The sequence below is a fragment of the Streptomyces sp. NBC_00525 genome, from assembly GCF_036346595.1.
In the GTDB taxonomy this organism is placed as follows: Bacteria; Actinomycetota; Actinomycetes; order Streptomycetales; family Streptomycetaceae; genus Streptomyces.
Genome location: NZ_CP107834.1, coordinates 5,041,342 through 5,065,863, shown reverse-complemented (window position 1 = coordinate 5,065,863; position 24,522 = coordinate 5,041,342). Strand labels below are relative to the sequence as shown.

The following is a 24,522-nucleotide window of genomic DNA, read 5'->3' as shown; positions in this document are numbered from 1 at the left end:
GGATGGAGCAGAAGGGGGCCGGGGTGCGCCTCATTGGCCAGGGGGCGTGGTGACTTTCAGGGCGAGCCACAGCTCCATGCGGACATCCGGGTCGTCCAGCGAGCGCCCGAGGATCTCCTCCACCCGCCGCATCCGGTAGCGCAGGGTGTGCCGGTGGACCCCGAGGTCGGCGGCGGCCGCGTCCCACTGGCCGTGGTGCGAGAGCCAGGCGCGTACGGAGGCGACCAGGTCGCCGCGGCCCTTGGCGTCGTGTTCGTACAGGGCGCGGAGCATGCCGTCGGCGAAGGCCCGCACCGCGTCGTCGGCGAGCAGCGGCAGCACGGAGCCGGTGGCCAGTTCGGCGTGCTCGACCAGGGCCCGGCCCCGGCGGCGGGCCACCGAGAGGGCCTGTTCGGCCTGCTTGTACGCGGCGGAGACGGCGACCGGGCCCGCCGGGGCCGACATGCCGACCACGATGTCGGACTCCTGGGCGGCGGCCGGCTCGCGCGGGGCCCGTGCGTCCTGTGCCTCCGCGTACGCCGTGCAGGCGGTCACCGCCGCGCCCCCGTCGGCGGCCAGCACCAGGAGCCGTTCGCCCTCGGGGACCATCAGCAGGGTCTCCCCCGACCGGTAGGCGGCGGTGTCCAGGGCGTCGGCCAGAAGCGCCGTGGCAGCGGGGTCCTGGGCCTCGGCGATGAGCAGCCGGAAGGGGGCGTCGAGCAGTCCGCCGTAGAGGTCCCCGGCGACCGCGCGGGCGTGGTCGGACTGGCCGGCGAGCAGCATCCGCAGCACCGCCGCGCCGAGGCGCTGTTCGGCGCCCTGGAGGGCGCGGGAGCGGGCGGTGGTGAGGGTGAGCAGGGCGACCGCGGAGTGCACGGCGTACCGCTCGGCGGTGCCGAGGGCGGCCCCGGTGCCGACGGCCAGGGCGCCGCGGACCCGGCGCCCGGTGCCCAGGGACTGGAGTTCGACGCGGTCGTCGGTGTCGCCGACGACCATGCTGGCCGGGGCCGGGCGGGCGCGCAGCCGCTCCACCTCGGGGGTGAGCCGGGCGGCGCGGCGGGCGGCCCACTCGGGGGCGGCGGCCACCACGGTCCCGGCGGCGTCGTAGAGGGCGGCCCAGCCGTTGACGTGGGCGGCGAGCCGGGCGAGCAGGGCGTCGGGGCCGTCACCGGCGAGCGCGGCGCTGGTGAGTTCGCGCTGCGCCTCGAATCCGGCGGTGACGGCCCGGTACTGGTCGGCGGCGATCTGCGAGGAGACGGCCTTGGCGATGGCGAGGAACGGGGTGCGGCGGGGCACTTCGAGGAGTGGCAGCCCGGCCTCCTCGGCGGCGCCGATCAGCGGCCGGGGCACCTCGTCGTAGTTGACGCCCACGGCGAAGCCGAGTCCGGCGACCCCGGCGTCGGCCAGTCTGCGCACGTAGCGCCCCATCGCCTCCGGGTTCTCCGCGTCCAGGTTGGTGGCGGTGACCAGCAGCAGCTCGCCGCCCTCCATATAGGGGACGGGGTCGGTCAGCTCGCTGGCGTGCGCCCAGCGCACGGGCGTGTCGAGGCGGTCCGCTCCCGCGCGCACCCTGAGTCTGAGCGCCGAGTGCTGGACGAGCGAGGCGAGCGTGGGCGGCATGGGAGGGGCTTTCCGGAGAGGGCGATGTCGGGATGCGGAAGGGGTGATTTCGCCGTCGCGTATGAACGGCTCCTCTCGATTCTGCCAGGGTGGCAGAGTCCCTGTCACCGCTGCCGCACCCGGCGTGCCCGCGTCCTTCCGGCCCTCCCCCGCCGCCGGCCGGTCAGCCGGTCAGCCGGACGAGCAGCGGGGGCATGTGCTCGCCGCCCACCGTGGTCAGCGAGAGGACCGCGTGGCCCGGCGGGAGTTCGTAGGCGAGCGCGGAGGCGGACCAGCGCTCCCGCTCGACCTGGCGCACGGTGACCGCGTCGGTGGTGACGGCCTTGCCGGTGGCCATCTTGCGCAGCGAGTGCAGGGCGCGGGTCAGCGGCTGGTCGGCGAAGACGCCGTGCTGGGCGACCTCGCGGACCTCCACCCACTCCTTGCCCCACGCCTCGGCGAAGCGCTTGCCGTCCCAGGTGGTCAGGCCGGGGAAGACCATGGTGCAGCCGAACGCGCCGAGCAGCGCGGTGTGCAGCGGCTCGGGCACGTCGTCCAGGGTGCGCAGGGCGAGGACCGCACCGGCGTTCATGGAGCGCAGCCGCCGGATGCCCCGGACGGTGTCGGCGGTGACGGTGTGCGTCGCGTCGTCGAGGACGAGGCAGACGAACTGCGCGCGGTCGGTGCGGGCGGCGACGACGGCGTTGAACTGGGCGAGCACCAGACGGGCCAGGACGCGGGACGCCTCGGCGTGGACGCGCTCGGGCAGATCGATCCTGACCCGCAGCGGATGGCGGCCGAGCGAGCGCAGCGAGAACGGGCGGGCGTCGTCGCCGGTGGCGAAGAAGCCGGCGAAGGCGGGCCGGTCGAGGGTGGCGATCCGGTCGGCCAGCACGGCCGTCGCGTCGGCGGCGCCGCCCGCGTGCCGCGCCCCGGCCTCCAGTTCGCGCAGCATCGCGTGGTGTCCGCCGCTCTCCAGGGCGTGGCGCAGGGCCCCCAGCGCGTCGGTGGAGCCTTCGAGGAGTTCGCGGAGTTCGGGGACGGCGGGGAAGCGGCCGTGGACCGTGCGGTACGGGCCGAGCAGCCGGCCGAGCGCGGTGGCGGCACGGCGGGTGTCCACGGTGGGGATGTCGCCGGCCAGCCCTTCGGCGAGGGCCGCCGCGGCCTCGTCGGGGTCGGTGGTGCCGCCGTACAGGTCGAAGTCGTGCAGGGACGCGGGGTCGCCGATGCGGATGACCACGTCGTAGGCGTCGTCCGGGCCGAGCGCGCCGCCCGCGCCGCCGACGGCGAGCACCGCGGCCTGTCCGGTGAGCGCGCGCAGGGCGAGGGATTCCACGACGGGCCGGACGACCCGGTCCGTCTTGCCGGAGCCGGGCGGGCCGACGACGAGCAGGGACGTGCCGAGCGAGGCGGGCTCCAGCGCCATGCCGGAGCCCCGGCGGGGGTAGGGGTTGCGCGGGTCGTCGGCGCACTCCCCGATGCGCACCTGGCCGGTCAGCGGGTCGTGGGTGACGGTCCGCCGGGGCACGTCGCGCAGTCCGGAGGGGTGCAGGAAGGCGTCGGCGCCCTTGCGCAGGACGGTCTCGGTGAAGGAGGCGAGGCGGTCGGGGCGGCTGCGGGCCCCGGTCCAGGCGTGGCGCACCCGTACGCAGTCCACGTCGTTCATCCGGCCCGCGTACACGGCGGCGGTGAGGGCGTCGGCCGCCTCGGCGGCTCCGGCGGCGCGCAGGGCGGGCCACTGGGAGCGCGGCGGGCCGGCGGCCGGGGCGGCGGCCGGAGCGCTCGGGGGCGCGGCAGCAGGAGCGCGGCGGGCCCGGAGGTCGCGCAGGGCGTCCCCCCAGCGCGCGAAGCGTGCGATGGGCCACACCACGATGGCGACGGTCAGGGCGTAACAGCTGTAGGCGGCCACGGTGGCCTTCAGCTGGTCCCCGCTGCGCAGCCAGCCGTCCGCCGACCCCATGAGCACCAGCAGCAGCGGCACCTTGGGGGTCCAGGCCAGCCACAGCAGCAGCAGGGCGGCGCCCACCGACAGCGTCAGTCTGAGGCGTTCCAGCCGTTCGCCGGCGAAGTAGGCGGCTGCCTGGGCCCAGCCGCCGATGCGGGCGGCCCAGAAGCCCAGGACCATGACCAGCACCTCGTAGTAGAGCGTGGCCGAGTTGACCACCAGGGGCGGGGCGTCCGGTCTCAGCCCGCCGAAGGACCACCACTCGGGCCCGGTGATGATCTCGATCGGTTTGAACACGTAGGGCACGGCGCGCTCGGAGAGCAGCAGCCAGAGCAGCAGCCACAGGACGAGGGTGGCGGCCGGGCCGACCAGTGAGGGGCGCTCCGGGCGTTCGGCGGGCCGGGGCACGTGGTTCGGGCGCCAGACGCCGGGGCCGGCGTCGGGGCGGGGCGCGTCGAACCAGTCGGCGGTGGGTGCGGCGGGGCCCGGCCGCGGTGCGTGCGCGGGCGGGGCTGCGGGGGGCGCGGGGACGGTGGGGGGCCTGCCGGGCGGCGGGACCGCGGGCGGGTAGGCGGGCGGGGTGGCGGGCGGCGGGCCCGCCGGGTGCGGTACGGGGCCGGTGGGCCGGCCGTCGTGCGGCCGCGCACCCCGCGCGCCCCACGCGCCGTGCGTACCGTCGTTGTCCATGAACCGTTGCCCCCTTGACCTGCCAGGTCCGTCACTGCACCGGTCAATCTAGTGCGCGCACACGGTGAGTTCAGCAACGCGCCCGGATAGTGACCGTCCGGGAGGCGCTGCGGAGCCGTACGCCGTCTTCTGTCCGTCGCGGACAACGACACGTACGCCACCACTACCGATCGGAGCATGCCCGACGCCGTGTCCCCCGCCTAGCCTGCAGAGCGAGAAGCGTCCCGAACACCCCCACAGGAGCCCCGCATGACCGAAATCCCGCAGGAGCGCCGACTCGTCACCGCCATTCCCGGTCCGAAGTCGGTCGAGTTGCAGGACCGCCGGCTCGCGGCGGTCGCCGCGGGCGTGGGTTCCACCCTGCCGGTGTTCACCGCGCGGGCGGGCGGCGGGATCATCGAGGACGTGGACGGCAACCGTCTGATCGACTTCGGTTCCGGCATCGCCGTGACGTCCGTCGGCGCCTCCGCCGAGGCCGTGGTGCGCCGGGCCTCCGCGCAGCTCGCGGACTTCACCCACACCTGCTTCATGGTCACCCCGTACGAGGGGTACGTGGAGGTCTGCGAGCGGCTCGCGGAGCTGACGCCGGGCGACCACGCGAAGAAGTCGGCGCTGTTCAACTCGGGCGCCGAGGCCGTGGAGAACGCGGTGAAGATCGCCCGCGCGTACACGAAGCGGAGCGCGGTCGTCGTCTTCGACCACGGCTACCACGGCCGGACGAACCTCACGATGGCGCTGACCGCCAAGAACATGCCGTACAAGCACGGCTTCGGCCCGTTCGCGCCGGAGGTCTACCGGGTGCCGGTGGCGTACGGCTACCGCTGGCCGACCGGGGCCGAAAACGCCGGAGTGGAGGCGTCCGCGCAGGCGATCGACCAGATCACCAAGCAGATCGGCGCGGAGAACGTGGCCGCGATCATCATCGAGCCGGTGCTCGGCGAGGGCGGCTTCATCGAGCCGGCCAAGGGCTTCCTGCCGGCGATCGCGCGGTTCGCGAAGGACAACGGCATCGTGTTCGTCGCGGACGAGATCCAGTCGGGCTTCTGCCGCACCGGCCAGTGGTTCGCCTGTGAGGACGAGGGCATCGTCCCTGACCTGATCACGACCGCCAAGGGCATCGCGGGCGGCCTTCCGCTGTCCGCCGTGACCGGCCGCGCGGAGATCATGGACGCGGCGCACGCGGGCGGGCTCGGCGGTACGTACGGCGGCAACCCGGTCGCCTGCGCGGGCGCCCTCGGGGCCATCGAGACGATGCGCGAGCTGGACCTGAACAAGAAGGCGAAGCGCATCGAGGAGGTCATGAAGGGCCGCCTCCAGGGGATGCGGGAGAAGCTGCCGAACGGCGGGCTGATCGGCGACATCCGGGGCCGGGGCGCGATGATCGCGATCGAGCTGGTGAAGCCGGGCGGCAAGGACCCGCACCCGGAGGCGGCGGCCCGGCTCGCCAAGGCGTGCCACGCCGAGGGCGTCCTCGTCCTGACCTGCGGTACGTACGGCAACGTGCTGCGCTTCCTGCCGCCGCTGGTGATCGGCGAGGACCTGCTCAACGAGGGTCTGGACGTCCTGGAGGGCGCCTTCGCCGGGATCTGATCCGGGCGCGCGGGGGCCTGTGAAGAAAAGGTGCGGGGGCGATGGCGGGTTACCGTACCCGCTATCGGTCCCCCGCCGCCTGACGTACGGTTTTCGCAGATGAGAGAAACACCCCGCTCGCAGGGCACTGCGGGCGAATCCGGGCCGGAGCCCTCCCGGCACCGTCCCGGACGTGCCTTCGCGCACACCGCTGGAGCCTCGCGCTCCGGAACTCCTCACCGATCGGGCGGCCGCTCGTCCCACACCCCCCGGAACGCGCGGCACACCGGTCCACTCGTCCGCTCCGGAACAACCCCCCCAGTTCCGGGGCGGACGGTTTTCCTTTTCTCCCGGATGTCGGGCCTGGCGGCCCTCTTCGCGCTGACCACCTGGCAGGTCGTGTCGGACGGCCCGCTGCGGGCGCTGGACGAGCGGGCCGGGCGGGCGCTGACCGGTCGCGGCCCGCGATCGCTGACCGAATTCCTCGCCGATCTCGGCAATATGCAGGTCGCCCTTCCGGTACTGGGCTGCGCGATCGGCTGGGCGCTGCTGCGCGGGCGGCGGTGGGAGCCGCTGGGCGCGGCCCTCGCGATGGCGCTGGTGCCGCTGCTGGTCGTTCCGCTCAAGGCCGCGGTCGCCCGGCCGGGACCGCTGGCGGAGGCGACGGGCTACTACCCGTCCGGGCACGCGGCGACGGCCGCGGTGGCGTACGGGGCCTCGGCGCTGCTGCTGGCCGGGCGGGGGCGGCCGACGTGGATGATGCCCGTCATCGCCGTCCTGCTGACGGCGATGACGGGCATCGGTCTGGTGCTCCGCGGCTATCACTGGCCGCTGGATGTGCTGGGCAGCTGGTTCCTGTGCGGACTCCTGCTCCTGCTGCCCGGCGCCTTCGGCCGGATCAGCCGAAGTAGGAGTCGAAGTTCTTCGAGAACTCCCAGTTGTTGAAGCGGTCCCAGTTGATGGACCAGGTCATCAGGCCGCGCAGGCCGGACCAGGTGCCGTGGGTCTGGTAGGAGCCGCAGTCGGTCTTCTTGGTGAGGCAGTTGAGCGCCTTGGTGACCTCGGCGGGCGAGGTGTGGCCGTTGCCCGCCTGGGTGGAGGCCGGCAGGCCGATCGCGATCTGGTCGGGGCGCAGACCGGGGAAGATCTTGGTCTGGTCACCGGCGACCGGGAAGCCGGCCATCAGCATGTCCGTCATCGCGATGTGGAAGTCGGCGCCGCCCATCGAGTGGTACTGGTTGTCCAGGCCCATGATGGAGCCCGAGTTGTAGTCCTGGACGTGCAGCAGGGTGAGGTCGTCGCGCAGCGCGTGGATCACCGGCAGGTAGGCGCCGGCGCGCGGGTCCTGGCCGCCCCACTTGCCCGAGCCGTAGTACTGGTAGCCGAGCTGAACGAAGAAGGTCTCCGGGGCCATGGTGAGGACGAAGTCCTCGCCGTACTTGGCCTTGAGGGTCTTCACCGCGGAGATCAGGTTGACGATGACCGGCGTGGTCGGGTTCCGGAAGTCGGTGTCCCCGGTGTTCAGCGACAGCGAGTGGCCCTCGAAGTCGATGTCCAGGCCGTCGAGCCCGTACTCGTCGATGATCTTGCTCACCGAGGAGACGAACATGTCGCGGGCGGCGGTGGTGTTGAGCTGCACCTGGCCGTTCTGGCCGCCGATGGAGATCAGGACCTTCTTGCCCGCGGCCTGCTTGGCCTTGATGGCCGCCTTGAACTCCGCTTCGGTCTCCACGTTCGGGCACTCGGTGACCGGGCAGAGCTTGAAGCGGATGTCGCCCGAGGTGACGGAGGTCGGCTCGCCGAAGGCGAGGTCGATGACGTCCCAGGAGTCGGGCACGTCCGCCATGCGGGTGTAGCCGGAGCCGTTGGCGAAGCTGGCGTGCAGGTAGCCGACGAGCGCGTGGGCGGGCAGCTGGCCGCCGGTGCCGCCGTCGCCCCCGCCGCCCTCGCTCGTGGTGGCCGTGACGGCGGCCGACTTCGCGGACTCGCCCGCCTCGTTGACGGCGCTGACGCGGAAGCTGTACGCGGTCGAGGCTTCCAGGCCCGTCACGGTCGCCGAGGTGCCGGTGACGCTCTGGACCTTGGTGTCGCCCCGGTAGACGTTGTACCCGGTGGCCGTGGAGGAGCCGGTCCAGGACAGGGCGACCGAGGAGGAGGTCACCGAGCCGGTCTTGAGGCCGGTGGGGGCGTCGGGGATCACGACCGGGTCGCCGCCGGGGCCCATCAGGGAGAGGTCGTCCACGTAGTAGGCGGGGGTGCCGTACCAGCCGTGGGTGTAGATGGTGACCGTGTCGGTGGAGGGGCCGGTGGTGAAGGTGGTGCTGAGCTTCTGCCAGCCGGACGCGGACTGCGTCCAGGTGCGGACGTCGCTCGTGCCGGTGCCGTCGGCGCCGAGGTAGACGTAGCTGCCCTGCACCCAGGCGCTCAGGCTGTACGTGGAGCCGGGCTTGACCTTCACGGACTGGGAGCACTTGGCGTTGTCGCTGCCGGCCGGGGTCGCCTTCAGCGCCGATGTCCCGCCGTGTACGGGGGTGCTGACGGCCGCTCCGCTGCCGCTGGTGCAGTTCCAGCCGGTCAGCCCGGCCTCGAAGGTGCCGTTGCGGGCGAGTTCGGCGTCGGCCGCGGCGGCCGTGGGTGCCGCGGCGGCGAGACAGCCGGCGGCGAGCAGGGCCGCCGAGAAGGCGGCCACAAGTCCGGTCATGCGGGCGGGGGGTCCCGTGCGTTCCACAACGGCCTCCGTACAGGGGGAATTGACGCGGAGAGGAATTTGATGCGGCGCGCACAACATGGTCCAGACCAATCCTGTTGTCAAGACCTCTGGCAGTGAGGGCCGCTCGAAAGGCGGGCGCGGCGGGGCCCGTTGTCAGTGGCGGATGACAGACTCGACGGCATGGATCAGCTGGGGGATGTACGCGACGTCGAGCAGCTCACCGCGCTGGCGGCACGCGGTGAGCGAGTGAAGTATCTGCATTTCTGGGGCCACCGTCCGCGCCCGGACGGCTCCATCGGCGCGAGCTGTCTGAGCCAGTGGTGGCCCTCGCCGTTCACGGTGGACGGCGTCGGCTACGCCTCCGCGGAGCACTGGATGATGGCCGGCAAGGCGCGGCTGTTCGGCGACGCGGAGGCGGAGGAGCTGGCCGTCGCGGCGAAGAGCCCGGCCCAGGCGAAGAAGGCGGGCCGACTCGTCCGGAACTTCGACGACGCCGTCTGGCAGCGTGAGCGGTTCGCCCTGGTCACGGCGGGGAGTGTGCACAAGTTCCGGCAGAACGCGGAGCTGGGCGCGTTCCTGCGGGGCACCGGGGACCGGGTGCTCGTGGAGGCGAGTCCGATGGACCGGATCTGGGGCATCGGGCTCGCGGCGGACGACCCGCGTGCGCAGGACCCGGCGGCCTGGCGGGGGCTGAATCTGCTGGGGTTCGCGCTGATGGCGGCGCGCGCGGAGCTGTGGGGCGCGGCGGACGGTTCCGCGATATGAACCGGTGACCGGGGCGGCGGGAAGGTCCCCGCCGCCCCGGTCGGTCGTTCAGCCGCGCCCGAAGAGGTGGTCTCCGGGGCCGTGCTGGGGCGTTTGGACGACGAGGGAGACGGGCGCCTGCTCGTAGTACTCCTCCTCGCCCTCGTCGAAGTCCTGGTTCACGGCCCAGATGAAGAAGCCGATGAACGCCGCGCCGACGACGATGCCGACCGACCCCAGAATGATTCCGGCCAGCGCCACCCCGCCGTTGTCGGCCTCGCCCCGCCGGGCCCGGCCGCGGCCGATGATGCCGAAGATCAGGGCGAGGATGCCGAGGACGATGCCGAGGCCGTACATGCAGAAGCCGGCCGTCGCGATGATGCCGAGCACCAGCGAGGCGATGCCGAGCCCATTCGCGGGCTGCGTTCCAGGCATTCCCCAGGGGTTCCCGTGACCGGGGTAGCCGGGATAGCCGTACTGCGGGAGCTGCCCGGCCGGGTGGCCGTACTGCGGGTACGGGGGCGGGCCCTGCGGGCCCGGCGCGCCGGGGTAGCCGTACGGGGGCGCGGCGAAGGGCCCGCCGTCCATCGGGGCGGTGGCGCCCGGATAGCCGTGCGGCCCGGCCGGCGGGACGGCCTGTCCGGGCCCGTTCGGCCCGACCGGCGGCGCGGGCACGGTGCCGGGTGCGGACCAGTCGGCCGGTCCGGGCTGCGGCGGTGCGAAGCCGGCGGGCGGGGTCGGTCCGGTGCCGATGCCGGGCATGGCGGCGACCGTCTGCTGGTCGTGCACGCCGGACGGGGGGCCGCCGGGGTGGCCGGAATCGGCCGGTGGGCCGGCGTCGGCGGGTGCGCCGGAGCCGTCGCCCGGCGGGACGGGACCGTTGGCCGCCCGGGGCGGCTGGTCCGCGGGGGCGGCGTTCTTGGTCAGGGGTACCGCGCCTGCCTGTGGCGTCCGTCGCTCCGGCGGCGCCCACGGGTCTATCGGCGTGGCCCCGTCCACCGGCTGCTCTGCGTTGTCTGACATGGGCCTCCCCCATCGTGATGCGGTCATGCTACGACCGGGCCCGTCCTACGATGACTCCCGTCCCCCGTCCCGGCCGTCCCGCGGGCCGGAGCCCTTATCTCTCCACGTCCACCGGAGGCCCCGATGACCGACCTGCACCCCTTCATCGCGGGGCTGCCCAAGGCCGAGCTCCATGTCCACCACGTCGGCTCGGCCTCGCCCCGCATCGTCGCCGAGCTGGCCGCGCACCACCCCGACTCCAAGGTGCCCACGGACCCGGAGGCACTGGCCGACTACTTCACGTTCACCGACTTCGCCCACTTCATCGACGTCTACCTCTCGGTCGTGGACCTGATCCGCACCCCGGAGGACGTCCGGCTGCTGACGTACGAGGTCGCCCGTGACATGGCCCGGCAGAACATCCGGTACGCGGAGCTGACGGTCACCCCGTTCTCCTCGACCCGGCGCGGCATTCCGGAGCAGGGCTTCATGGAGGCCATCGAGGACGCCCGCAAGGCCGCCGAGCGGGAACTCGGCGTCGTGCTGCGCTGGTGCTTCGACATTCCGGGCGAGGCGGGGCTGGGGTCCGCCGAGGAGACCGCCAGGCTCGCCGTGGACCTGCGGCCCGAGGGGCTGGTCTCGTTCGGGCTGGGCGGCCCCGAGATCGGGGTGGACCGCCCGCAGTTCAAGCCGTATTTCGACCGGGCGATCGCCGAGGGCCTGCACTCGGTGCCGCACGCCGGGGAGACAACGGGCCCGCAGACCATCTGGGACGCGCTCACCGCGCTGCGCGCCGAGCGCATCGGCCACGGCACCAGTGCGGTGGCCGACCCGAAGCTGCTGGAGCACCTGGCCGAGCGGCGCATCGCCCTGGAGGTCTGCCCCACGTCCAACATCGCGACGCGGGCGGTGAAGGACATCGAGCGGCACCCGGTCCGGGAGATGGTCCAGGCCGGGGTGCTGGTCACGATCAACAGCGACGACCCGCCCATGTTCGGCACCGACCTCAACAACGAGTACGCCGTGGCCGCCCGAATCCTGGAGCTCGACGAGCGGGGCCTGGCGGCGCTGGCGAAGAACGCCGTGGAGGCGTCCTTCCTCGACCCGGCCGGCAAGCGCGCGCTGGCCGCCGAGATCGACACGTACACCGCCGGCTGGCAGGCGGACGCCGGGCGGTAGTGGCCGGGGACAATGGGCCCATGCCCACGTCTGTCACCGCCGTCGCCCATCGCGGCGATCCGTACCGTGCCCGTGAGAACACCCTGCCCTCGATCCGCTCGGCGCTCGAACGGGGGGCGGACGCGGTGGAGATCGACGTCCGGGTCACCCGTGACGGGGTGCCGGTGCTGCTGCACGACGCCACGCTGGAGCGGCTGTGGGACCGGGACGTGCGCCTCGACCGGATCGGCCACCGGGAGCTGACCGAGCTGACGGGCGGCGGGGTGCCGACGCTGCGGGAGGCCCTGCTCGCCGCCGGGTCGCATCGCGTGATGGTCGATCTGCCGGGCGCGACGCGGGATTCGGTGCGGCGGACGGTGGGCGTGGTGCGGGAGTGCGGGGCGGGTGAGCGGGTCTACTACTGCGCCGGTCCCGAGGCGATGCTGCGGGTGCGGGAGGCCGACCCGTCGGCCGAGATCGCGATGACGTGGACGACGCTCGCGCCGCCGCGTGCGACGCTGCTCGACGCGGTCCGGCCGCGCTGGCTGAACTACCGGTTCGGGCTGGTCAGCCGGGAGCTGACGGACCGCAATCACCGGGACGGGCTGCTGGTGGCGGCCTGGACCGCGGACACCGGCCGGACGATGCGCCGGCTGATCCGGCACGGTGTGGACTCCGTCACCACCAACCGGATCGATGTGCTCCGCACCTTGATCGACCGTCGTGGAGGCCGGTGACCCCGGCCTCCATGACGGGTTGACGGCCGGTCAGGCGGCCGCGGGCTCCGGCGCCGGCTCCCGGCCGGCGGTTTCCAGGGCTTCGAGGCGCTTGATCTTGCGGTGCACGATCAGCAGCGGGATCACGCCGAAGACGCCGAACGACATGTCGATGACGGTCCACCAGAAGGGGATGTCGCGGATCGGGCCGCAGATCAGCGCGAGCGGGATGATCCCGGCGCAGGCGATCATGCCGAACTCGATCACCCAGATGTTGCGGACGGGGTCGCGGAAGGGCCCGTAGAAGGCGACCGCGATGACCAGGTGGGCGAAGGCCAGCCAGTCGGTGCCGTACAGCACGAAGGGATACCGGGCGTCGGCCTCGTCGAGGCCGGTGCGGACGCGGGTGATCCACTCCAGCAGGCCGGGGAAGTGCTCGGGGACGGGAGAGGCCGAGGAGGTGAGGAGATCCTCGGTCCACCGCAGTTCGTGGACGAGCGGGAAGGCGGTCAGCCCGCTCAGAACCAGACAGACGATGAAGACGACCAACCACACGCGTATACGCCGTCGCAAGGCGATTCGCTCGCTCATGTCCGCAGCGTACGCCCGTGTTCGCCGCCCCTTCACGGCGCCCCCGCCGGGTGCGGACACGCCGCGGCCCTGTGCGAACAGGCCGGTTCGCACAGGGCCGTTGGGGCGGGTGGTGCTCAGCCCTCGATGGACGTCATGACGTGCTTGATGCGCGTGTAGTCCTCGAAGCCGTAGGCCGACAGGTCCTTGCCGTAACCGGACTTCTTGAAACCGCCGTGCGGCATCTCGGCGACCAGCGGGATGTGGGTGTTGATCCAGACGCAGCCGAAGTCGAGGTTCTTCGACATCCGCATGGCGCGGGCGTGGTCCTTGGTCCACACCGAGGAGGCGAGGGCGTACTCGACGCCGTTGGCCCACTCCACGGCCTGGGCCTCGTCGCGGAACGACTGGACGGTGATGACGGGTCCGAAGACCTCGTGCTGGATGATCTCGTCGTCCTGCTTGAGCCCGGAGACGACGGTCGGGGCGTAGAAGTAGCCCTTGTCGCCGACCCGGTGGCCGCCGGCCTCGACCCGCGCGTGGGCGGGAAGGCGCTCGATGAAGCCGCTGACCTGGGCCAGCTGGTTGGCGTTGTTGAGCGGGCCGTAGAGCACGTCCTCGTCGTCCGGGCTGCCGGTCCGGGTCTCGGCGGCGGCCTTGGCGAGGGCGGCGACGAACTCGTCGTGGATCGACTCGTGGACCAGGACGCGGGTGGCCGCGGTGCAGTCCTGGCCGGCGTTGAAGTAGCCGGCGAGCGCGATGTCCTCGACGGCCTTGGCGAGGTCGGTGTCCTCGAAGACGACGACGGGCGCCTTGCCGCCCAGCTCCAGGTGGACCCGCTTGACGTCCTTGGCGGCCGATTCGGCGACCTGCATGCCGGCCCGTACCGAGCCGGTGATGGAGGCCATCGCCGGGGTGCGGTGCTCGACCATCGCGCGGCCGGTGTCGCGGTCGCCGCAGATGACGTTGAAGACGCCCTTGGGCAGGATCTGCCCGATGATCTCGGCGATCAGCACGGTGGACGCCGGAGTGGTGTCGGACGGCTTGATGACGACGGTGTTGCCCGCGGCGAGCGCCGGGGCGAACTTCCAGACGGCCATCATCATCGGGTAGTTCCACGGCGCGACCTGCGCGCAGACGCCGACCGGCTCACGGCGCACGATGGAGGTCAGCCCCTCCATGTACTCACCGGCCGAACGCCCCTCCAGGAGCCGGGCGGCGCCCGCGAAGAAGCGGATCTGGTCCACCATCGGCGGGATCTCTTCGGTGCGGGTCAGCGCGATCGGCTTGCCGGTGTTCTCGGACTCGGCGGCGATGAGGTCCTCGGCCCGCTCCTCGAAGGCGTCGGCGATCTTGAGCAGGGCGCGCTGGCGCTCGGCCGGTGTGGTGTCGCGCCAGGCGGGGAACGCGGCCGCGGCGGCGGCCATCGCGGCGTCGACGTCGGCGGGGCCGGAGAGCGGCGAGGTCGCGTAGACCTCCTCGGTCACCGGGTTGACGACGTCGATCGTCCGCCCGTCGGCGGCGTCCCGGAACTCCCCGTTGATGTAGTTGCGCAGACGGCGTACCTCGGCGGTCACGGCCACCCCTCCTGATGTGAGTCCAATGGGTGAGACGACCAGCGTAGTCGGGAGCCCGCGTTCCGCGAGGGGCGAGGTCACATATGAACAGCGGAGCGATCGTTCGAGCGGTTGAACGACCGATTCCGCCTTGACCTGCTCTTGACCGTTCCGTCGCGTGACCCCACCAGTCAGCTCATACGACCGGCGCAGTTCGGATGCGGCCGATCGAGTGGGAGGGGCGGACCGGGGCCGCGTGCTGTCCGCTCACCGCGATCCGAATCCCTACGGTGCCGAGTGACCGATCGGCCCCCTCTTCGTTCCCCCGTACGGGGGACGGGAATCTGATCTGAACCGAGGTGTACGCCATGGTGGCCCCGCCGGACAACGATGTGATCTGGGCGCGTTCCCTGCAGCACTCCCACAACGGCTCCCCCGCGCTCGCCGGGGTCTCCCTGGGCATCCCCGAAGGCGAGATCCTCGCGGTGACCGGCCCGCGCGGCAGCGGCAAGACGACGCTGCTGCACTGCCTCTCCGGCCAGCTGGTGCCCGAGCGGGGCGAGGTCTGGTTCAACAGCGTCCCCGTGCACACCATGGGCCCGCGGCTGCGCGAGCGGCTGCGCCGCGACAAGTTCGGCTGGATCGCCCCCGAACCCCAGCTCGTCCCGGAGCTGAACACCTGGGAGAACACCGCGCTCCCCCTGCTGCTGCGCGGCGCCTCGCACCGCGAGGCCAGGCAGACCGCCATGGAGTGGCTGGAGCGCCTGGACATCGGCATGTGCGCCAAGAAGCGCCCGCACACCCTCCAGCAGAGCCAGCGGCAGCGGATCTCCGTGGCCCGCGCGCTGGCCGCCGGCCCCTCCGTGATCTTCGCCGACGAGCCCACCGCGACGCTGCACCGCACCGACCGCTCCCACGTCCTGCGGACCCTGACCAGCGCCGCCCGCTCGCACGGCATCACGGTCGTCCTCGCCACGCACGACGCGGAGATCGCCGCACTCGCCGACCGTGTGGTGCCGATGCTCGACGGGCGCCGCGTCTCCACGGTCGCGCTCCCCGCCGAATCCGACCCGGAGGGGCGCGCGGCGTGCTCGCTCTCCGTCTAGCCCGCGGTTCCCATCCACTGGTCCTGATGCGGCGGCTGCTGGTCGCGGCCGCCTCCGCCGGGGTCGGCTTCCTCCTCCTGTGCGCCCTCGGGTACGCCGCCGGGCATCCGCGCTCGGCCGGCTCGGTGCTCCGGCTGCTCTGGTGCTTCGTCCCGCTGGCCGCCACCGTGCAGTTCGCCGTCGCGGTGGCCCGTACGGACCCGAGCACCCGGCCGCGTACCGGGCTGTCCGCCGTGGGCCTGGGCCCGGTGCGGCTGAGCGTGCTCGCCGCCGTCTCCACCGCCGTCTCGTGCACCCTCGGCTCCGTGGTGGCGCTGCTGTTCTTCCTCCATCTGCGCGGCGACCTGTCCGGGCTGCCGTTCGACGGTGCCGCCGCCGAGCTGCTCGGCGCGGACGCCCGGCTTCCGGCCGCCGCCGTGCTCCTGCTGCTGGCCCTGGTGCCGGTGGCCGCCGCGACGGCCAGCGCGCTGGCCCTGCGCAACCGGCCCGTACGGGCGGCGCGCGAGACGGACGACGCCGGTGAGCCGGTGCCCGGCGCCGAAGCCGCCGCCCCCGCCGCCCCGCCGTCCGGGCTCCCCTGGGGCGTGGCCCTCACGGCCGCCGGGCTCGCCGTCGAGGCATACGCGAGCCGGGGCACCGGGGGCAGTCCCTTCCCGCTGCCCGGCAAGCTCGACGCCACCCCGGCCCAGGTGCTCGCCGGCTGGACGCTCACGGCGATCGGCCTGGCCATGGCGGGCCCCGGCCTCACCCATCTGTGCGGCCGGCTGCTCCAGGCGGCGCGCCCCGGCGCGGTACGGCTGCTGGCCGGCCGGGTCCTGATGGACGAGGCGCGGCGCATCGGCCGCCCGCTCGGCATCGTCTGCGCGGTCCTCTCCGCGGTGATCGCCGCGTTCGCGCTGTACGGGACCGGGCCGCGCCCGTTCGGCCCGCTCACCGCGCTCGGGGCCGTCCTCGTCATCGGCTGCACCACGGCGACCCTGCTGACCTCGGCCCTGGAGGCCCGGCAGGCCCGCGCCGAGACGGCCAGGGCGCTGCTGCGGCTCGGGGCACCGGCCTCGGCACTGCGCGCGGCGACCGCGCTGCGCGCGCTGGCGCTGCTGGTCGTCTTCGCACCGCTCACCTGGGCGATCGCGGAGCTGGCCGCGCTGCCGCTGACCCCCTGAACCCCGCTGTGCGCGCTCCCCGGACCGGTCGGGCCCCCGCCCGGCCGGTCCGGCGTCCTTCCGGGCCCCGGCGGCGCGGACCCACCGGGCACCGGGCCACGGCGCCCGTCAGCCCGAAACCGGCAGGACCACGCTCTCCGACGCCTCGAAGGTGACCCCGACCCGCTCCCCCACCCGAGGCGTCCCGCGCAGCGAGCACTCCGCGTCCAGCAGCGGACCGCGCTCCGGACGCAGGGCCACCGCCACATGGCTGCCCCGGAAGGTGCGCGCCTCCACGACGCAGCGCAGCCCCTTCTCCGGCCCGCCGATCCGGACCCCGGCCGGCCGCACCAGCAGATCGCACGCGCCCTGCGGTGATCCGGCGGGCACCGGCACCTCGCCCCACTCCGTGTCCGCCGACTCCCCCTCGACGGTCGCGCCGATCACGTTGTCGAAGCCCAGGAACCGCGCCACGAAGGCGGACGCGGGGTGCTGCCACACCTCCAGCGGGGTGCCCGCCTGGGCGACCCGGCCGTCCCGCATCACGACGACCCGGTCGGCCAGCGCGAACGCCTCGCCCTGGTCGTGGGTGACGGCGAGCACGGTGGTGCCGAGCCGGCCGAAGAGGTCGCGCAGTTCGACGACGAGCCGTTCGCGCAGGCTGCGGTCGAGCTGGCCCAGGGGCTCGTCGAGCATCAGCAGCCGGGGCCGGGGGGCGAGCGCGCGGGCGAGGGCGACGCGCTGCTGCTCGCCGCCGGAGAGCGCGCCGACGGCCCGGCGGGCGGCGCCGGGGAGGCCCACGAGGTCCAGGAGTTCGGCGACCCGGCGCTCCTGTTCGGCCCGGCCCACCCCGTGCATCCGCAGCCCGAAGGCGACGTTGGCGCCGACGTCCCGGTGCGGGAAGAGCTGGTGGTCCTGGAACATCAGGCCCAGGCCGCGGCGGTGCACCGGGACGCCGGACTGGTCGGCGCCGTCGAGCAGCACCCGGCCGCCGTCCGCCTCCTGGAGGCCGGCGACCAGGCGCAGCAGGGTGGACTTGCCGCTGCCGCTGGGGCCGAGCACGCACACGGTCTCGTGGTCGGCGACCTCCAGGTCCACGCCGTCGAGCGCGGCCCGGTCGCCGAAGCGGACGGTGGCCGATTCGAGCGTCAGCATCGTGTCAGAACTCCCCGGATCGGTCGGTGCGGATGCGCTCGAGGAGCAGCAGCGACACCGCGCACACGAGCATCAGGACGGTACTGAGGGCCATCGCCTGGCCGTAGTTCAGCTCGCCGGAACGGCCGAGGAGCCGGGCCACGGCCACCGGCAGCGTCGGGTTGTCGGGCCGGGCGATGAACACGGTCGCGCCGAACTCCCCCAGCGACACGGCGAACGCGAACCCGGCGGCGACCAGCAGCGCCCGCCGTACCAGCGGGAAGTCCACCTCGCGCCAGGCCCGCAGCGGCGAGGCGCCGAGCACCGCCGCCGCCTCGCGCAGCCGGGCGTCCACCGCTCTCAGGACCGGCAGCATGGTCCGTACCACGAACGGCACGCCGACCAGGGCCTGGGCGAGCGGCACCAGAATCCAGGAGGTCCGCAGGTCCAGCGGCGGCTTGTCCAGGGTGATCAGGAAGCCGAAGCCGACCGTCACGGCGGAGACCCCGAGCGGCAGCATCAGCAGCGCGTCGAAGCCCCGGACGAGCCGGCCGGCCCGGCGGGTGAGCGCGGCGGCGGCGAGGCCCCCGACGACGAGGGCGATCAGGGTCGCGACCAGGGCGTAGCGCAGCGAGTTCCCGATGGCCTCGATGGGCGCGACCAGGAACGTACCGCTGTTGGCCTCCGCCGAGGTGAGCGCGCGGTAGTAGGCGAGGCCGGTGCCTCCGAACGAGCGCTGCACCAGCACGGCGAGCGGCAGCAGGATCAGCAGCGCCACGCTGAGCAGCACCCCGGCCAGCAACGTCCACTGCCCCGCGCCGCGCGGTCGGCGCGCCGTGTGCGCCGGGTCCACCAGCTTCAGCGCACGCTCCCTGCGGCGCACGGTCCAGGCGTGCAGGGCGAGGATCGCGCCGACCGCGGCGAACTGGGTGAGCGTGAGCACGGCGGCCGTGGGCAGGGCGAGCAGCTGTGCGGTCTGCCGGTAGATCTCCACCTCCAGCGTGGAGAAGCCGGGCCCGCCGAGGATCTGCACGACCCCGAAGGAGGTGAAGGTGAAGAGGAAGACCATCAGCGCGGCGGCGGCCACGGCGGGGGCGAGGGCGGGCAGCGTGACGCGCCGCCAGGCGGTGAACCGGCCCGCGCCCAGCACCCGGGCGGCCTCCTCCTGGCGCGGGTCGAGCTGCGCCCAGAGTCCGCCGACGGTGCGGATCACGACCGCGTAGTTGAAGAAGACGTGGGCCAGCAGGATCGCCCACACGGTGGTGTCCAGGCGTACGCCCCCCAGCTCGTCGAGCAGCCCGCCGCGTCCGAGCAGCGCCAGGAAGGCGGTGCCCACGACGACGGTCGGCAGCACGAACGGCACCGTGACGACGGCACGCAGCACCTGCTTGCCGGGGAAGTCGAACCGGGCGAAGACATAGGCGCCGGGCAGCGCGACGAGCAGGGTGAGCGCGGTGGAGGCGAGGGCCTGCCAGAGGGTGAACCAGAGGACGTCGCGGATCTCCGGCCGGGCCAGCACCTCGCCGAACCGGCCGAACTGCCAGACGCCGTCCGCCTTGAGCCCCCGGCCGACGATCGCGGCGACCGGGTAGGCGAAGAACACGGCGAAGAACGCGACGGGCACGGCCATCAGGCCGAGCCGCACCGCGCTCCCGCGCCGGGACCGGGCGCGCGCGGACCTCCCGCGCGCGCCCGGTCCGCGTACGGGGTTCTTCGCTACTTCACGACGAGCGAGGACCATGCCTGGACCCACTGCTCACGGTTCTTCGCGATGGTCTCCGGGGCGACGGTCGCCGGGTCGTCCGCCGTGGCGCCGAACTTCGTGAACAGCTCGGGGACCTTCGCGTCGTCGGCGACCGGGCTGACGAACATGGTGAGCGGCATGTCCTCCTGGAACTTCTTGCCGATCAGGAAGTCCAGCAGGGCCTTGCCGCCGGCCTCGTTCTTCGCGCCGTCCAGCAGACCGGCGAACTCGATCTGGCGGAAGCAGGTGCCGGTGGCGACGCCGGTCGGCGCGGTCTCGGGCCGCGGGTCGGCGTACAGCACCTCGACGGGCGGGCTGGAGGCGTAGCTGACGACGAGCGGCCGGTCGGCCTTGGCCTTCTTGCCGCCCGCCGAACCGGAGAACTCCTCGTTGTACGCCTGCTCCCAGCCGTCCACGACCTTGACGCCGTTGGCCTTGAGCTTCTTCCAGTAGTCCTGGTAGCCGTCCTCGCCGAAGGCGGCGACGGTGCCGAGGAGGAAGCCGAGGCCGGGCGAGGAGGTCGCGGCGTTCTCGGTGACGAGCAGGTCCTTGTACGCCGGCTTCGCCAGGTCGGCGAAGGTCTTCGGCGGGGCGAGCTTCTTGTCGGCGAAGTACTTCTTGTCGTAGTTGACGCAGATGTCGCCGGTGTCGACCGGGGTGACCCGGTGCTTGCCCGCGTCCAGCTGGATGCCGGCCGGAATCCGGTCCAGGCCCTTGGCCTCGTACGGCGTGAACAGGTCGTTGTCGAGGGCCCGCGAGAGCAGGGTGTTGTCGACGCCGAAGAACACGTCGCCGCGCGGGGAGCCCTTGGTCAGGATCTCCTGGTTCAGGGCGGCGCCGGCGTCACCGCTCTTGAGGACCTTGACGGTGTAGCCGGTCTCGCGCGTGAACTCCTTCAGGACGTCCTTGGAGGCGTTGAAGGAGTCGTGGCTGACCAGGGTGACGGTCTTGGAGCCGGAGCCCTTGGTCGAATCGGCGGACGTGTCGTCGGAGCTGCCGCAGCCGGCCAGCGCGGTGACACCGAGCGCGGCGGCGACGGCCGCGGCGGCGGCCTTCCGGGTGGTGCTCATGGATCATTCCTCCTGGAGTTGACCAGGAAGAGACGCGGCCCCGCCCGCGACCGGCCGGAACCGGAAGCGGGCAGGGCGCAACAGCTTGAGTATGGTCCGAACTTCCTACCCGGAATGACCCGGGCGAGGTTCAGAGGGTCTGCGGCCGACCTGTCCTCGGTGCCGCACTCTCAGCGCTGTGGCGCTCCCCTGTCGGAATATGCAGTTGATTCCGGCCCCAGGCTACACGGCCGTTTTCGGCCGACCGGCTCCGGGCGTCAGCGCTCGGAGGCCGCCAGCTGGCCGCAGGCGCCGTCGATCTCCTGGCCCCTGGTGTCCCGGACGGTGACGGGCACGCCGTGGCGCGCGATGGCGTCGACGAACGCCCGCTCGTCCTCGGGGCGGGACGCGGTCCACTTGGAGCCGGGGGTGGGGTTCAGCGGGATGAGGTTGACGTGGACCCGCTTGCCCTTGAGGAGCCGGCCCAGCAGGTCACCGCGCCACGCCTGGTCGTTGATGTCGCGGATCAGCGCGTACTCGATGGAGATGCGGCGGCCGGACTTCTCCGCGTACTCCCAGGCGGCGTCCAGCACCTCGCGCACCTTCCACCGGGTGTTGACCGGTACGAGGGTGTCGCGCAGCTCGTCGTCGGGGGCGTGCAGCGAGACGGCGAGGCGGCACTTGAAGCCCTCGTCGGCGAACCGCAGCATCGCGGGGACCAGTCCGACGGTGGAGACGGTGATCCCACGCTGCGAGAGGCCCAGGCCGTCCGGCTCGGGGTCGGTCAGCCGGCGGATCGCGCCGACGACGCGGTTGTAGTTGGCCAGCGGCTCGCCCATGCCCATGAACACGATGTTGGAGAGCCGGGCGGGCCCGCCGGGGACCTCGCCGTCGCGCAGGGCCCGCATGCCGTCCACGATCTGGTGGACGATCTCGGCGGTGGACAGGTTGCGGTCGAGCCCGGCCTGCCCGGTCGCGCAGAACGGGCAGTTCATCCCGCAGCCGGCCTGCGAGGAGATGCACATGGTGACCCGCTCCGGGTAGCGCATCAGGACGGACTCGACCAGCGTCCCGTCGTGCAGCTTCCACAGGGTCTTGCGGGTGGTGTCGTCGTCGCAGCTGATGTGCCGGACGACGGACATCAGGTCGGGGAACATCGCCTCGGCGAGCTTGTCCCGCGACCCGGCCGGGATGTTGGTCCACTCGGCCGGGTCGTGCGCGTACCGCGCGAAGTAGTGCTGCGAGAGCTGCTGGGCGCGGAACGGCTTCTCGCCGATCGCGGCGACGGCCTCCCTGCGCTCGGCGGGCGTGAGGTCGGCGAGGTGCCGCGGCGGCTTCTTGGCTCCGCGGGGCGCGACGAAAGTGAGTTCTCCGGGCTTAGGCATGGTTCTTCCAGTGTCGCAGACGGAACGGCGAAGGCCCGCCGCCCTGTGGACGACGGGCCCTCATGCGGAAAACCGCAGGCCGGAGGAGGTCAGCCGGAGCCGACGAAGAGGACCATCAGCAGCCAGACCACCGGGGCGGTCGGCAGCAGCGAGTCCAGCCGGTCCATGATCCCGCCGTGGCCGGGCAGCAGGGTGCCCATGTCCTTGATGCCGAGGTCCCGCTTGATCATGGACTCGCCCAGGTCGCCCAGGGTGGCGCTGGCCGCCACCGCGAGGCCCAGGAGCAGCCCCTGCCACCAGGAGCCGTCGTCGACCAGGAACTGCATGCACAGCGCGCCGGCGACCATGGCGAAGGCCACCGCGCCGAACAGGCCCTCGCGGGTCTTGCCGGGGCTGATGCGGGGCGCCAGCTTGTGCTTGCCGAACCGCCAGCCGACCGCGTACGCCCCCGTGTCGCTGACCACGGTCAGCAGCAGGAAGGTCAGCACCCGCTGCGGCCCGTCGTCGGCGGTCAGGAGCAGCGCGACGAACGTGGCCAGGAAGGGCACGTAGAACGCGGCGAAGATGCCGGCCGTGACGTCCCGGAGGTAGTCCTCGGGCGGCTGGGCCATCCGCCACACGAGCACCGCGAGGGCGGTCAGGGCCATGGCGACCCAGGCGCCCTCGGCGCCGCGCGCGTATCCGGCGACGACCATCGCGGCGCCGCCGAGCGCGAGCGGGATCAGGGGCGCCTTGATCCCCTTGCACTCCTGGAGCCGGGAGGTCAGCTCCCACAGCCCGACGACGACGGCGAGCACGATGACGCCGACGAAGACCGCCTTGACGACGAAGAGCGAGACGACGACCAGCGCGCCGAGTCCCAGGCCGACCCCTATGGCGGCTCCCAGATCACGGCCCGCGCGCTTCTTCTGCGGGGGCGGCGGCGGCGCGGTGGGCATGGGCTCCTGCGGCTTCTGGTCGCGGAACAGGGGGCCGCCGCTCAGGCGTCCGGCCCCCTGGTTCCGATGATCACGGTCTTCTGCGTCTCTACCTGCGTCGGGAACGTCCGGCACGATGGGCATGGGCCGAGTCTGCTGGGCGTCCCCCACATCGTAGGCAGGACCCGCCGCAGCTCCCTGCATCTGGGGCGCGACCCGGTGGCCGGCGCCCTGCGGAGCGCTCCGGGAAGAGTCGTTCATCAGACTTCGAGCAGCTCGGCTTCCTTGTGCTTCAGCAGCTCGTCCACCTGCGCGACGTACTTCGCGGTGGTGTCGTCGAGCTCCTTCTCGGCGCGGCGCACCTCGTCCTCGCCGGACTCCTTGTCCTTGACCAGCTTGTCGAGCGCTTCCTTGGCCTTGCGGCGGACGGCGCGGATCGAGATCTTGGAGTCCTCGGCCTTGGTCTTCGCGACCTTGATGAAGTCGCGGCGGCGCTCCTCGGTCAGCTCGGGAAAGTTGACCCGGATGATGTTGCCGTCGTTGCTCGGGTTGACCCCGAGGTCCGAGTCGCGGATGGCCTGCTCGATGTTGCGCAGCGCGCTCTTGTCGAACGGCGTCACGACGGCCATACGGGGCTCGGGCACCGAGAACGAGGCCAGCTGGTTGATCGGGGTCGGCGCGCCGTAGTAGTCGGCGACGATCTTGTTGAACATCGCCGGGTGCGCACGGCCGGTGCGGATCGCGGCGAAGTCCTCTTTCGCGACGACGACGGCCTTCTCCATCTTCTCCTCGGCCTCGAGGAGGGTTTCTTCGATCACCACGTGCTCCTGCGTGTTGTGAACGGGCCCGGCGGGCCCGGCGGGTCCTGCGTCGCGTCCTCACCTGCACGGTGTCCGACCGGCAGGCCGTTGTCCAGTTTCCGGGGCGGTCCGGTGCCCCGGCTCCACCGGGCCTCACCGGTGGAAGCGCCCCTCGTCAGGCGCGGGTGTCCTGGTCGCTCACGAGCGTCCCGATCTTCTCACCCTTGACGGCGCGGGCGATATTGCCGGTGGCGGTGAGCTCGAAGACGAGGATCGGCAGCTCGTTGTCACGGCAGAGCGTGATGGCGGTGGCGTCGGCGACCTTGAGGTCGCGGGCGAGCACCTCGCTGTACTCCAGCGCGTCGAACTTCACCGCGGCGGGGTTGGTCTTCGGGTCGGAGTCGTAGACCCCGTCCACGCCGTTCTTGCCCATGAGCAGCGCCTCGGCGTCGATCTCCAGGGCACGCTGGGCGGCGGTGGTGTCGGTGGAGAAGTAGGGCATGCCCATGCCCGCGCCGAAGATGACGACGCGGCCCTTCTCCAGGTGCCGTACGGCGCGCAGCGGGATGTACGGCTCCGCGACCTGGCCCATGGTGATGGCGGTCTGGACGCGGGAGTCGATGCCCTCCTTCTCCAGGAAGTCCTGGAGGGCGAGGCAGTTCATCACGGTGCCGAGCATGCCCATGTAGTCGGAGCGCGCCCGGTCCATGCCCCGCTGCTGGAGCTCGGCGCCGCGGAAGAAGTTGCCGCCGCCGATGACGATCGCGATCTGCGCGCCGTCCCGGACGACCGCCGCGATCTCCCGGGCGATGGCGTGCACGACGTCGGGGTCGACACCGAGTCCCCCGCCTCCGGCGAACGCCTCGCCGGACAGCTTCAGCATGAAGCGTCCGGGCACCTTGCCGTCCTCGCGCTTGTCGTCGTCTTTGGCGGCGTCCGCGCCCTTGTTCATGGGGATTCTCCTCGTGCACATACGAAGAAGGCCATTGCCGGTGGGTCTGGTGTCCCTC

The 24,522-nt window shown here is 72.8% G+C and carries 20 protein-coding genes; 7 read left to right on the top strand and 13 right to left on the bottom strand.

Features of this window, described 5'->3' with window-relative positions:
- Nucleotides 1–30: 30 nt before the first annotated feature.
- Both OG710_RS22725 and OG710_RS22720 read right to left on the bottom strand, forming a co-directional pair.
- Nucleotides 31–1,599, bottom strand: coding sequence for a PucR family transcriptional regulator (locus OG710_RS22725; protein ID WP_330240948.1), 1,569 nt, complete (start codon nt 1,597–1,599; stop codon nt 31–33).
- Nucleotides 1,600–1,762: 163 nt separating this feature from the next.
- Nucleotides 1,763–4,210, bottom strand: coding sequence for an ATP/GTP-binding protein (locus OG710_RS22720; RefSeq protein ID WP_330240947.1), 2,448 nt, complete (start codon nt 4,208–4,210; stop codon nt 1,763–1,765).
- 249 nt (nt 4,211–4,459) lie between these two features.
- Between OG710_RS22720 and gabT the strand changes: the two genes are divergently transcribed.
- Nucleotides 4,460–5,800 carry a 4-aminobutyrate--2-oxoglutarate transaminase gene (gabT, locus tag OG710_RS22715; protein ID WP_330240946.1) on the top strand — a complete coding sequence of 447 codons (1,341 nt, stop codon included), beginning with the start codon at nt 4,460–4,462 and terminating at the stop codon, nt 5,798–5,800.
- Between the two features lie 333 nt (nt 5,801–6,133).
- The gene (locus OG710_RS22710; protein WP_330240945.1) at nt 6,134–6,724 is read left to right on the top strand and encodes a phosphatase PAP2 family protein; all 591 of its coding nucleotides are present in this window, start codon (nt 6,134–6,136) and stop codon (nt 6,722–6,724) included.
- On the opposite strand, the gene OG710_RS22705 is transcribed toward OG710_RS22710, so the two are convergent.
- Nucleotides 6,678–8,507 (bottom strand): chitinase, encoded by a 1,830-nt coding sequence (locus OG710_RS22705; protein ID WP_330240944.1) that lies wholly within the window; start codon nt 8,505–8,507, stop codon nt 6,678–6,680. The two genes, OG710_RS22710 and OG710_RS22705, sit on opposite strands and share 47 nt — an antisense overlap.
- 162 nt (nt 8,508–8,669) lie before the next feature.
- Here OG710_RS22705 and OG710_RS22700 point away from each other — a divergent pair, with 162 nt between their 5' ends.
- Nucleotides 8,670–9,254, top strand: a complete 585-nt coding sequence (locus OG710_RS22700) for an NADAR family protein (RefSeq protein ID WP_330240943.1) — start codon at nt 8,670–8,672, stop codon at nt 9,252–9,254.
- Between the two features lie 48 nt (nt 9,255–9,302).
- Here the strand turns inward: OG710_RS22700 and OG710_RS22695 are convergent, their stop codons facing one another.
- Nucleotides 9,303–10,256, bottom strand: coding sequence for a DUF4190 domain-containing protein (locus OG710_RS22695; RefSeq protein WP_330240942.1), 954 nt, complete (start codon nt 10,254–10,256; stop codon nt 9,303–9,305).
- Between the two features lie 123 nt (nt 10,257–10,379).
- Here OG710_RS22695 and OG710_RS22690 point away from each other — a divergent pair, with 123 nt between their 5' ends.
- Nucleotides 10,380–11,414, top strand: a complete 1,035-nt coding sequence (locus tag OG710_RS22690) for an adenosine deaminase (RefSeq protein WP_330240941.1) — start codon at nt 10,380–10,382, stop codon at nt 11,412–11,414.
- Between the two features lie 20 nt (nt 11,415–11,434).
- Nucleotides 11,435–12,130, top strand: a complete 696-nt coding sequence (locus tag OG710_RS22685; RefSeq protein ID WP_330240940.1) for a glycerophosphodiester phosphodiesterase — start codon at nt 11,435–11,437, stop codon at nt 12,128–12,130.
- A gap of 30 nt (nt 12,131–12,160) precedes the next feature.
- Here the strand turns inward: OG710_RS22685 and OG710_RS22680 are convergent, their stop codons facing one another.
- Complete coding sequence (locus OG710_RS22680) at nt 12,161–12,700, bottom strand: hypothetical protein (RefSeq protein ID WP_330240939.1); 540 nt, start codon at nt 12,698–12,700, stop codon at nt 12,161–12,163.
- 116 nt (nt 12,701–12,816) lie between these two features.
- Nucleotides 12,817–14,256, bottom strand: coding sequence for a gamma-aminobutyraldehyde dehydrogenase (locus OG710_RS22675; RefSeq protein ID WP_239227290.1), 1,440 nt, complete (start codon nt 14,254–14,256; stop codon nt 12,817–12,819).
- A gap of 347 nt (nt 14,257–14,603) precedes the next feature.
- On the opposite strand from OG710_RS22675, the gene OG710_RS22670 reads away from it, so the two are divergent.
- Together OG710_RS22670 and OG710_RS22665 are read left to right on the top strand one after the other, a co-directional pair.
- Nucleotides 14,604–15,341, top strand: coding sequence for an ABC transporter ATP-binding protein (locus OG710_RS22670; protein ID WP_111338489.1), 738 nt, complete (start codon nt 14,604–14,606; stop codon nt 15,339–15,341).
- Nucleotides 15,323–16,504, top strand: coding sequence for a hypothetical protein (locus tag OG710_RS22665; RefSeq protein ID WP_330240938.1), 1,182 nt, complete (start codon nt 15,323–15,325; stop codon nt 16,502–16,504). The genes OG710_RS22670 and OG710_RS22665 overlap by 19 nt, the downstream gene beginning before the upstream one ends.
- Before the next feature lie 108 nt (nt 16,505–16,612).
- On the opposite strand, the gene OG710_RS22660 is transcribed toward OG710_RS22665, so the two are convergent.
- The 7 genes from OG710_RS22660 to pyrH form a co-directional block, all read right to left on the bottom strand.
- Complete coding sequence (locus OG710_RS22660) at nt 16,613–17,638, bottom strand: ABC transporter ATP-binding protein (protein ID WP_330240937.1); 1,026 nt, start codon at nt 17,636–17,638, stop codon at nt 16,613–16,615.
- A gap of 4 nt (nt 17,639–17,642) precedes the next feature.
- The gene (locus OG710_RS22655; protein ID WP_330242320.1) at nt 17,643–19,247 is read right to left on the bottom strand and encodes an ABC transporter permease; all 1,605 of its coding nucleotides are present in this window, start codon (nt 19,245–19,247) and stop codon (nt 17,643–17,645) included.
- Nucleotides 19,248–19,333: 86 nt separating this feature from the next.
- Nucleotides 19,334–20,431 (bottom strand): thiamine ABC transporter substrate-binding protein, encoded by a 1,098-nt coding sequence (locus tag OG710_RS22650; RefSeq protein ID WP_330240936.1) that lies wholly within the window; start codon nt 20,429–20,431, stop codon nt 19,334–19,336.
- Between the two features lie 257 nt (nt 20,432–20,688).
- Entirely contained in the window at nt 20,689–21,795 is a 1,107-nt protein-coding gene (gene rlmN, locus OG710_RS22645) for a 23S rRNA (adenine(2503)-C(2))-methyltransferase RlmN (protein WP_111338484.1), read from the bottom strand.
- 89 nt (nt 21,796–21,884) lie between these two features.
- Nucleotides 21,885–22,973, bottom strand: coding sequence for a phosphatidate cytidylyltransferase (locus tag OG710_RS22640; protein ID WP_330240935.1), 1,089 nt, complete (start codon nt 22,971–22,973; stop codon nt 21,885–21,887).
- On the bottom strand, nt 22,973–23,530 hold the full coding sequence (gene frr / locus OG710_RS22635; RefSeq protein ID WP_111338482.1) for a ribosome recycling factor: 558 nt from the start codon (nt 23,528–23,530) through the stop codon (nt 22,973–22,975). The genes OG710_RS22640 and frr overlap by 1 nt, the downstream gene beginning before the upstream one ends.
- 157 nt (nt 23,531–23,687) lie before the next feature.
- Nucleotides 23,688–24,464: a UMP kinase gene (gene pyrH, locus OG710_RS22630; RefSeq protein WP_111338481.1), complete on the bottom strand. Its 777-nt coding sequence runs from the start codon at nt 24,462–24,464 to the stop codon at nt 23,688–23,690.
- Nucleotides 24,465–24,522 lie beyond the last annotated feature (58 nt).

Excerpts from the sequence above, each read along its gene's own strand:
- OG710_RS22650 (WP_330240936.1), bottom strand. The coding sequence starts at position 20,431 with ATGAGCACCACCCGGAAGGCCGCCGCCGCGGCCGTCGCCGCCGCGCTC.
- OG710_RS22670 (WP_111338489.1), top strand. The coding sequence starts at position 14,604 with ATGGTGGCCCCGCCGGACAACGATGTGATCTGGGCGCGTTCCCTGCAG.
- OG710_RS22680 (WP_330240939.1), bottom strand. The coding sequence starts at position 12,700 with ATGAGCGAGCGAATCGCCTTGCGACGGCGTATACGCGTGTGGTTGGTC.
- OG710_RS22660 (WP_330240937.1), bottom strand. The coding sequence starts at position 17,638 with ATGCTGACGCTCGAATCGGCCACCGTCCGCTTCGGCGACCGGGCCGCG.
- OG710_RS22655 (WP_330242320.1), bottom strand. The coding sequence starts at position 19,247 with ATGGCCGTGCCCGTCGCGTTCTTCGCCGTGTTCTTCGCCTACCCGGTC.
- OG710_RS22640 (WP_330240935.1), bottom strand. The coding sequence starts at position 22,973 with ATGAACGACTCTTCCCGGAGCGCTCCGCAGGGCGCCGGCCACCGGGTC.
- OG710_RS22720 (WP_330240947.1), bottom strand. The coding sequence starts at position 4,210 with ATGGACAACGACGGTACGCACGGCGCGTGGGGCGCGCGGGGTGCGCGG.
- pyrH (WP_111338481.1), bottom strand. The coding sequence starts at position 24,464 with ATGAACAAGGGCGCGGACGCCGCCAAAGACGACGACAAGCGCGAGGAC.
- OG710_RS22690 (WP_330240941.1), top strand. The coding sequence starts at position 10,380 with ATGACCGACCTGCACCCCTTCATCGCGGGGCTGCCCAAGGCCGAGCTC.
- OG710_RS22695 (WP_330240942.1), bottom strand. The coding sequence starts at position 10,256 with ATGTCAGACAACGCAGAGCAGCCGGTGGACGGGGCCACGCCGATAGAC.
- OG710_RS22725 (WP_330240948.1), bottom strand. The coding sequence starts at position 1,599 with ATGCCGCCCACGCTCGCCTCGCTCGTCCAGCACTCGGCGCTCAGACTC.
- rlmN (WP_111338484.1), bottom strand. The coding sequence starts at position 21,795 with ATGCCTAAGCCCGGAGAACTCACTTTCGTCGCGCCCCGCGGAGCCAAG.
- OG710_RS22710 (WP_330240945.1), top strand. The coding sequence starts at position 6,134 with ATGTCGGGCCTGGCGGCCCTCTTCGCGCTGACCACCTGGCAGGTCGTG.
- gabT (WP_330240946.1), top strand. The coding sequence starts at position 4,460 with ATGACCGAAATCCCGCAGGAGCGCCGACTCGTCACCGCCATTCCCGGT.
- OG710_RS22700 (WP_330240943.1), top strand. The coding sequence starts at position 8,670 with ATGGATCAGCTGGGGGATGTACGCGACGTCGAGCAGCTCACCGCGCTG.
- OG710_RS22685 (WP_330240940.1), top strand. The coding sequence starts at position 11,435 with ATGCCCACGTCTGTCACCGCCGTCGCCCATCGCGGCGATCCGTACCGT.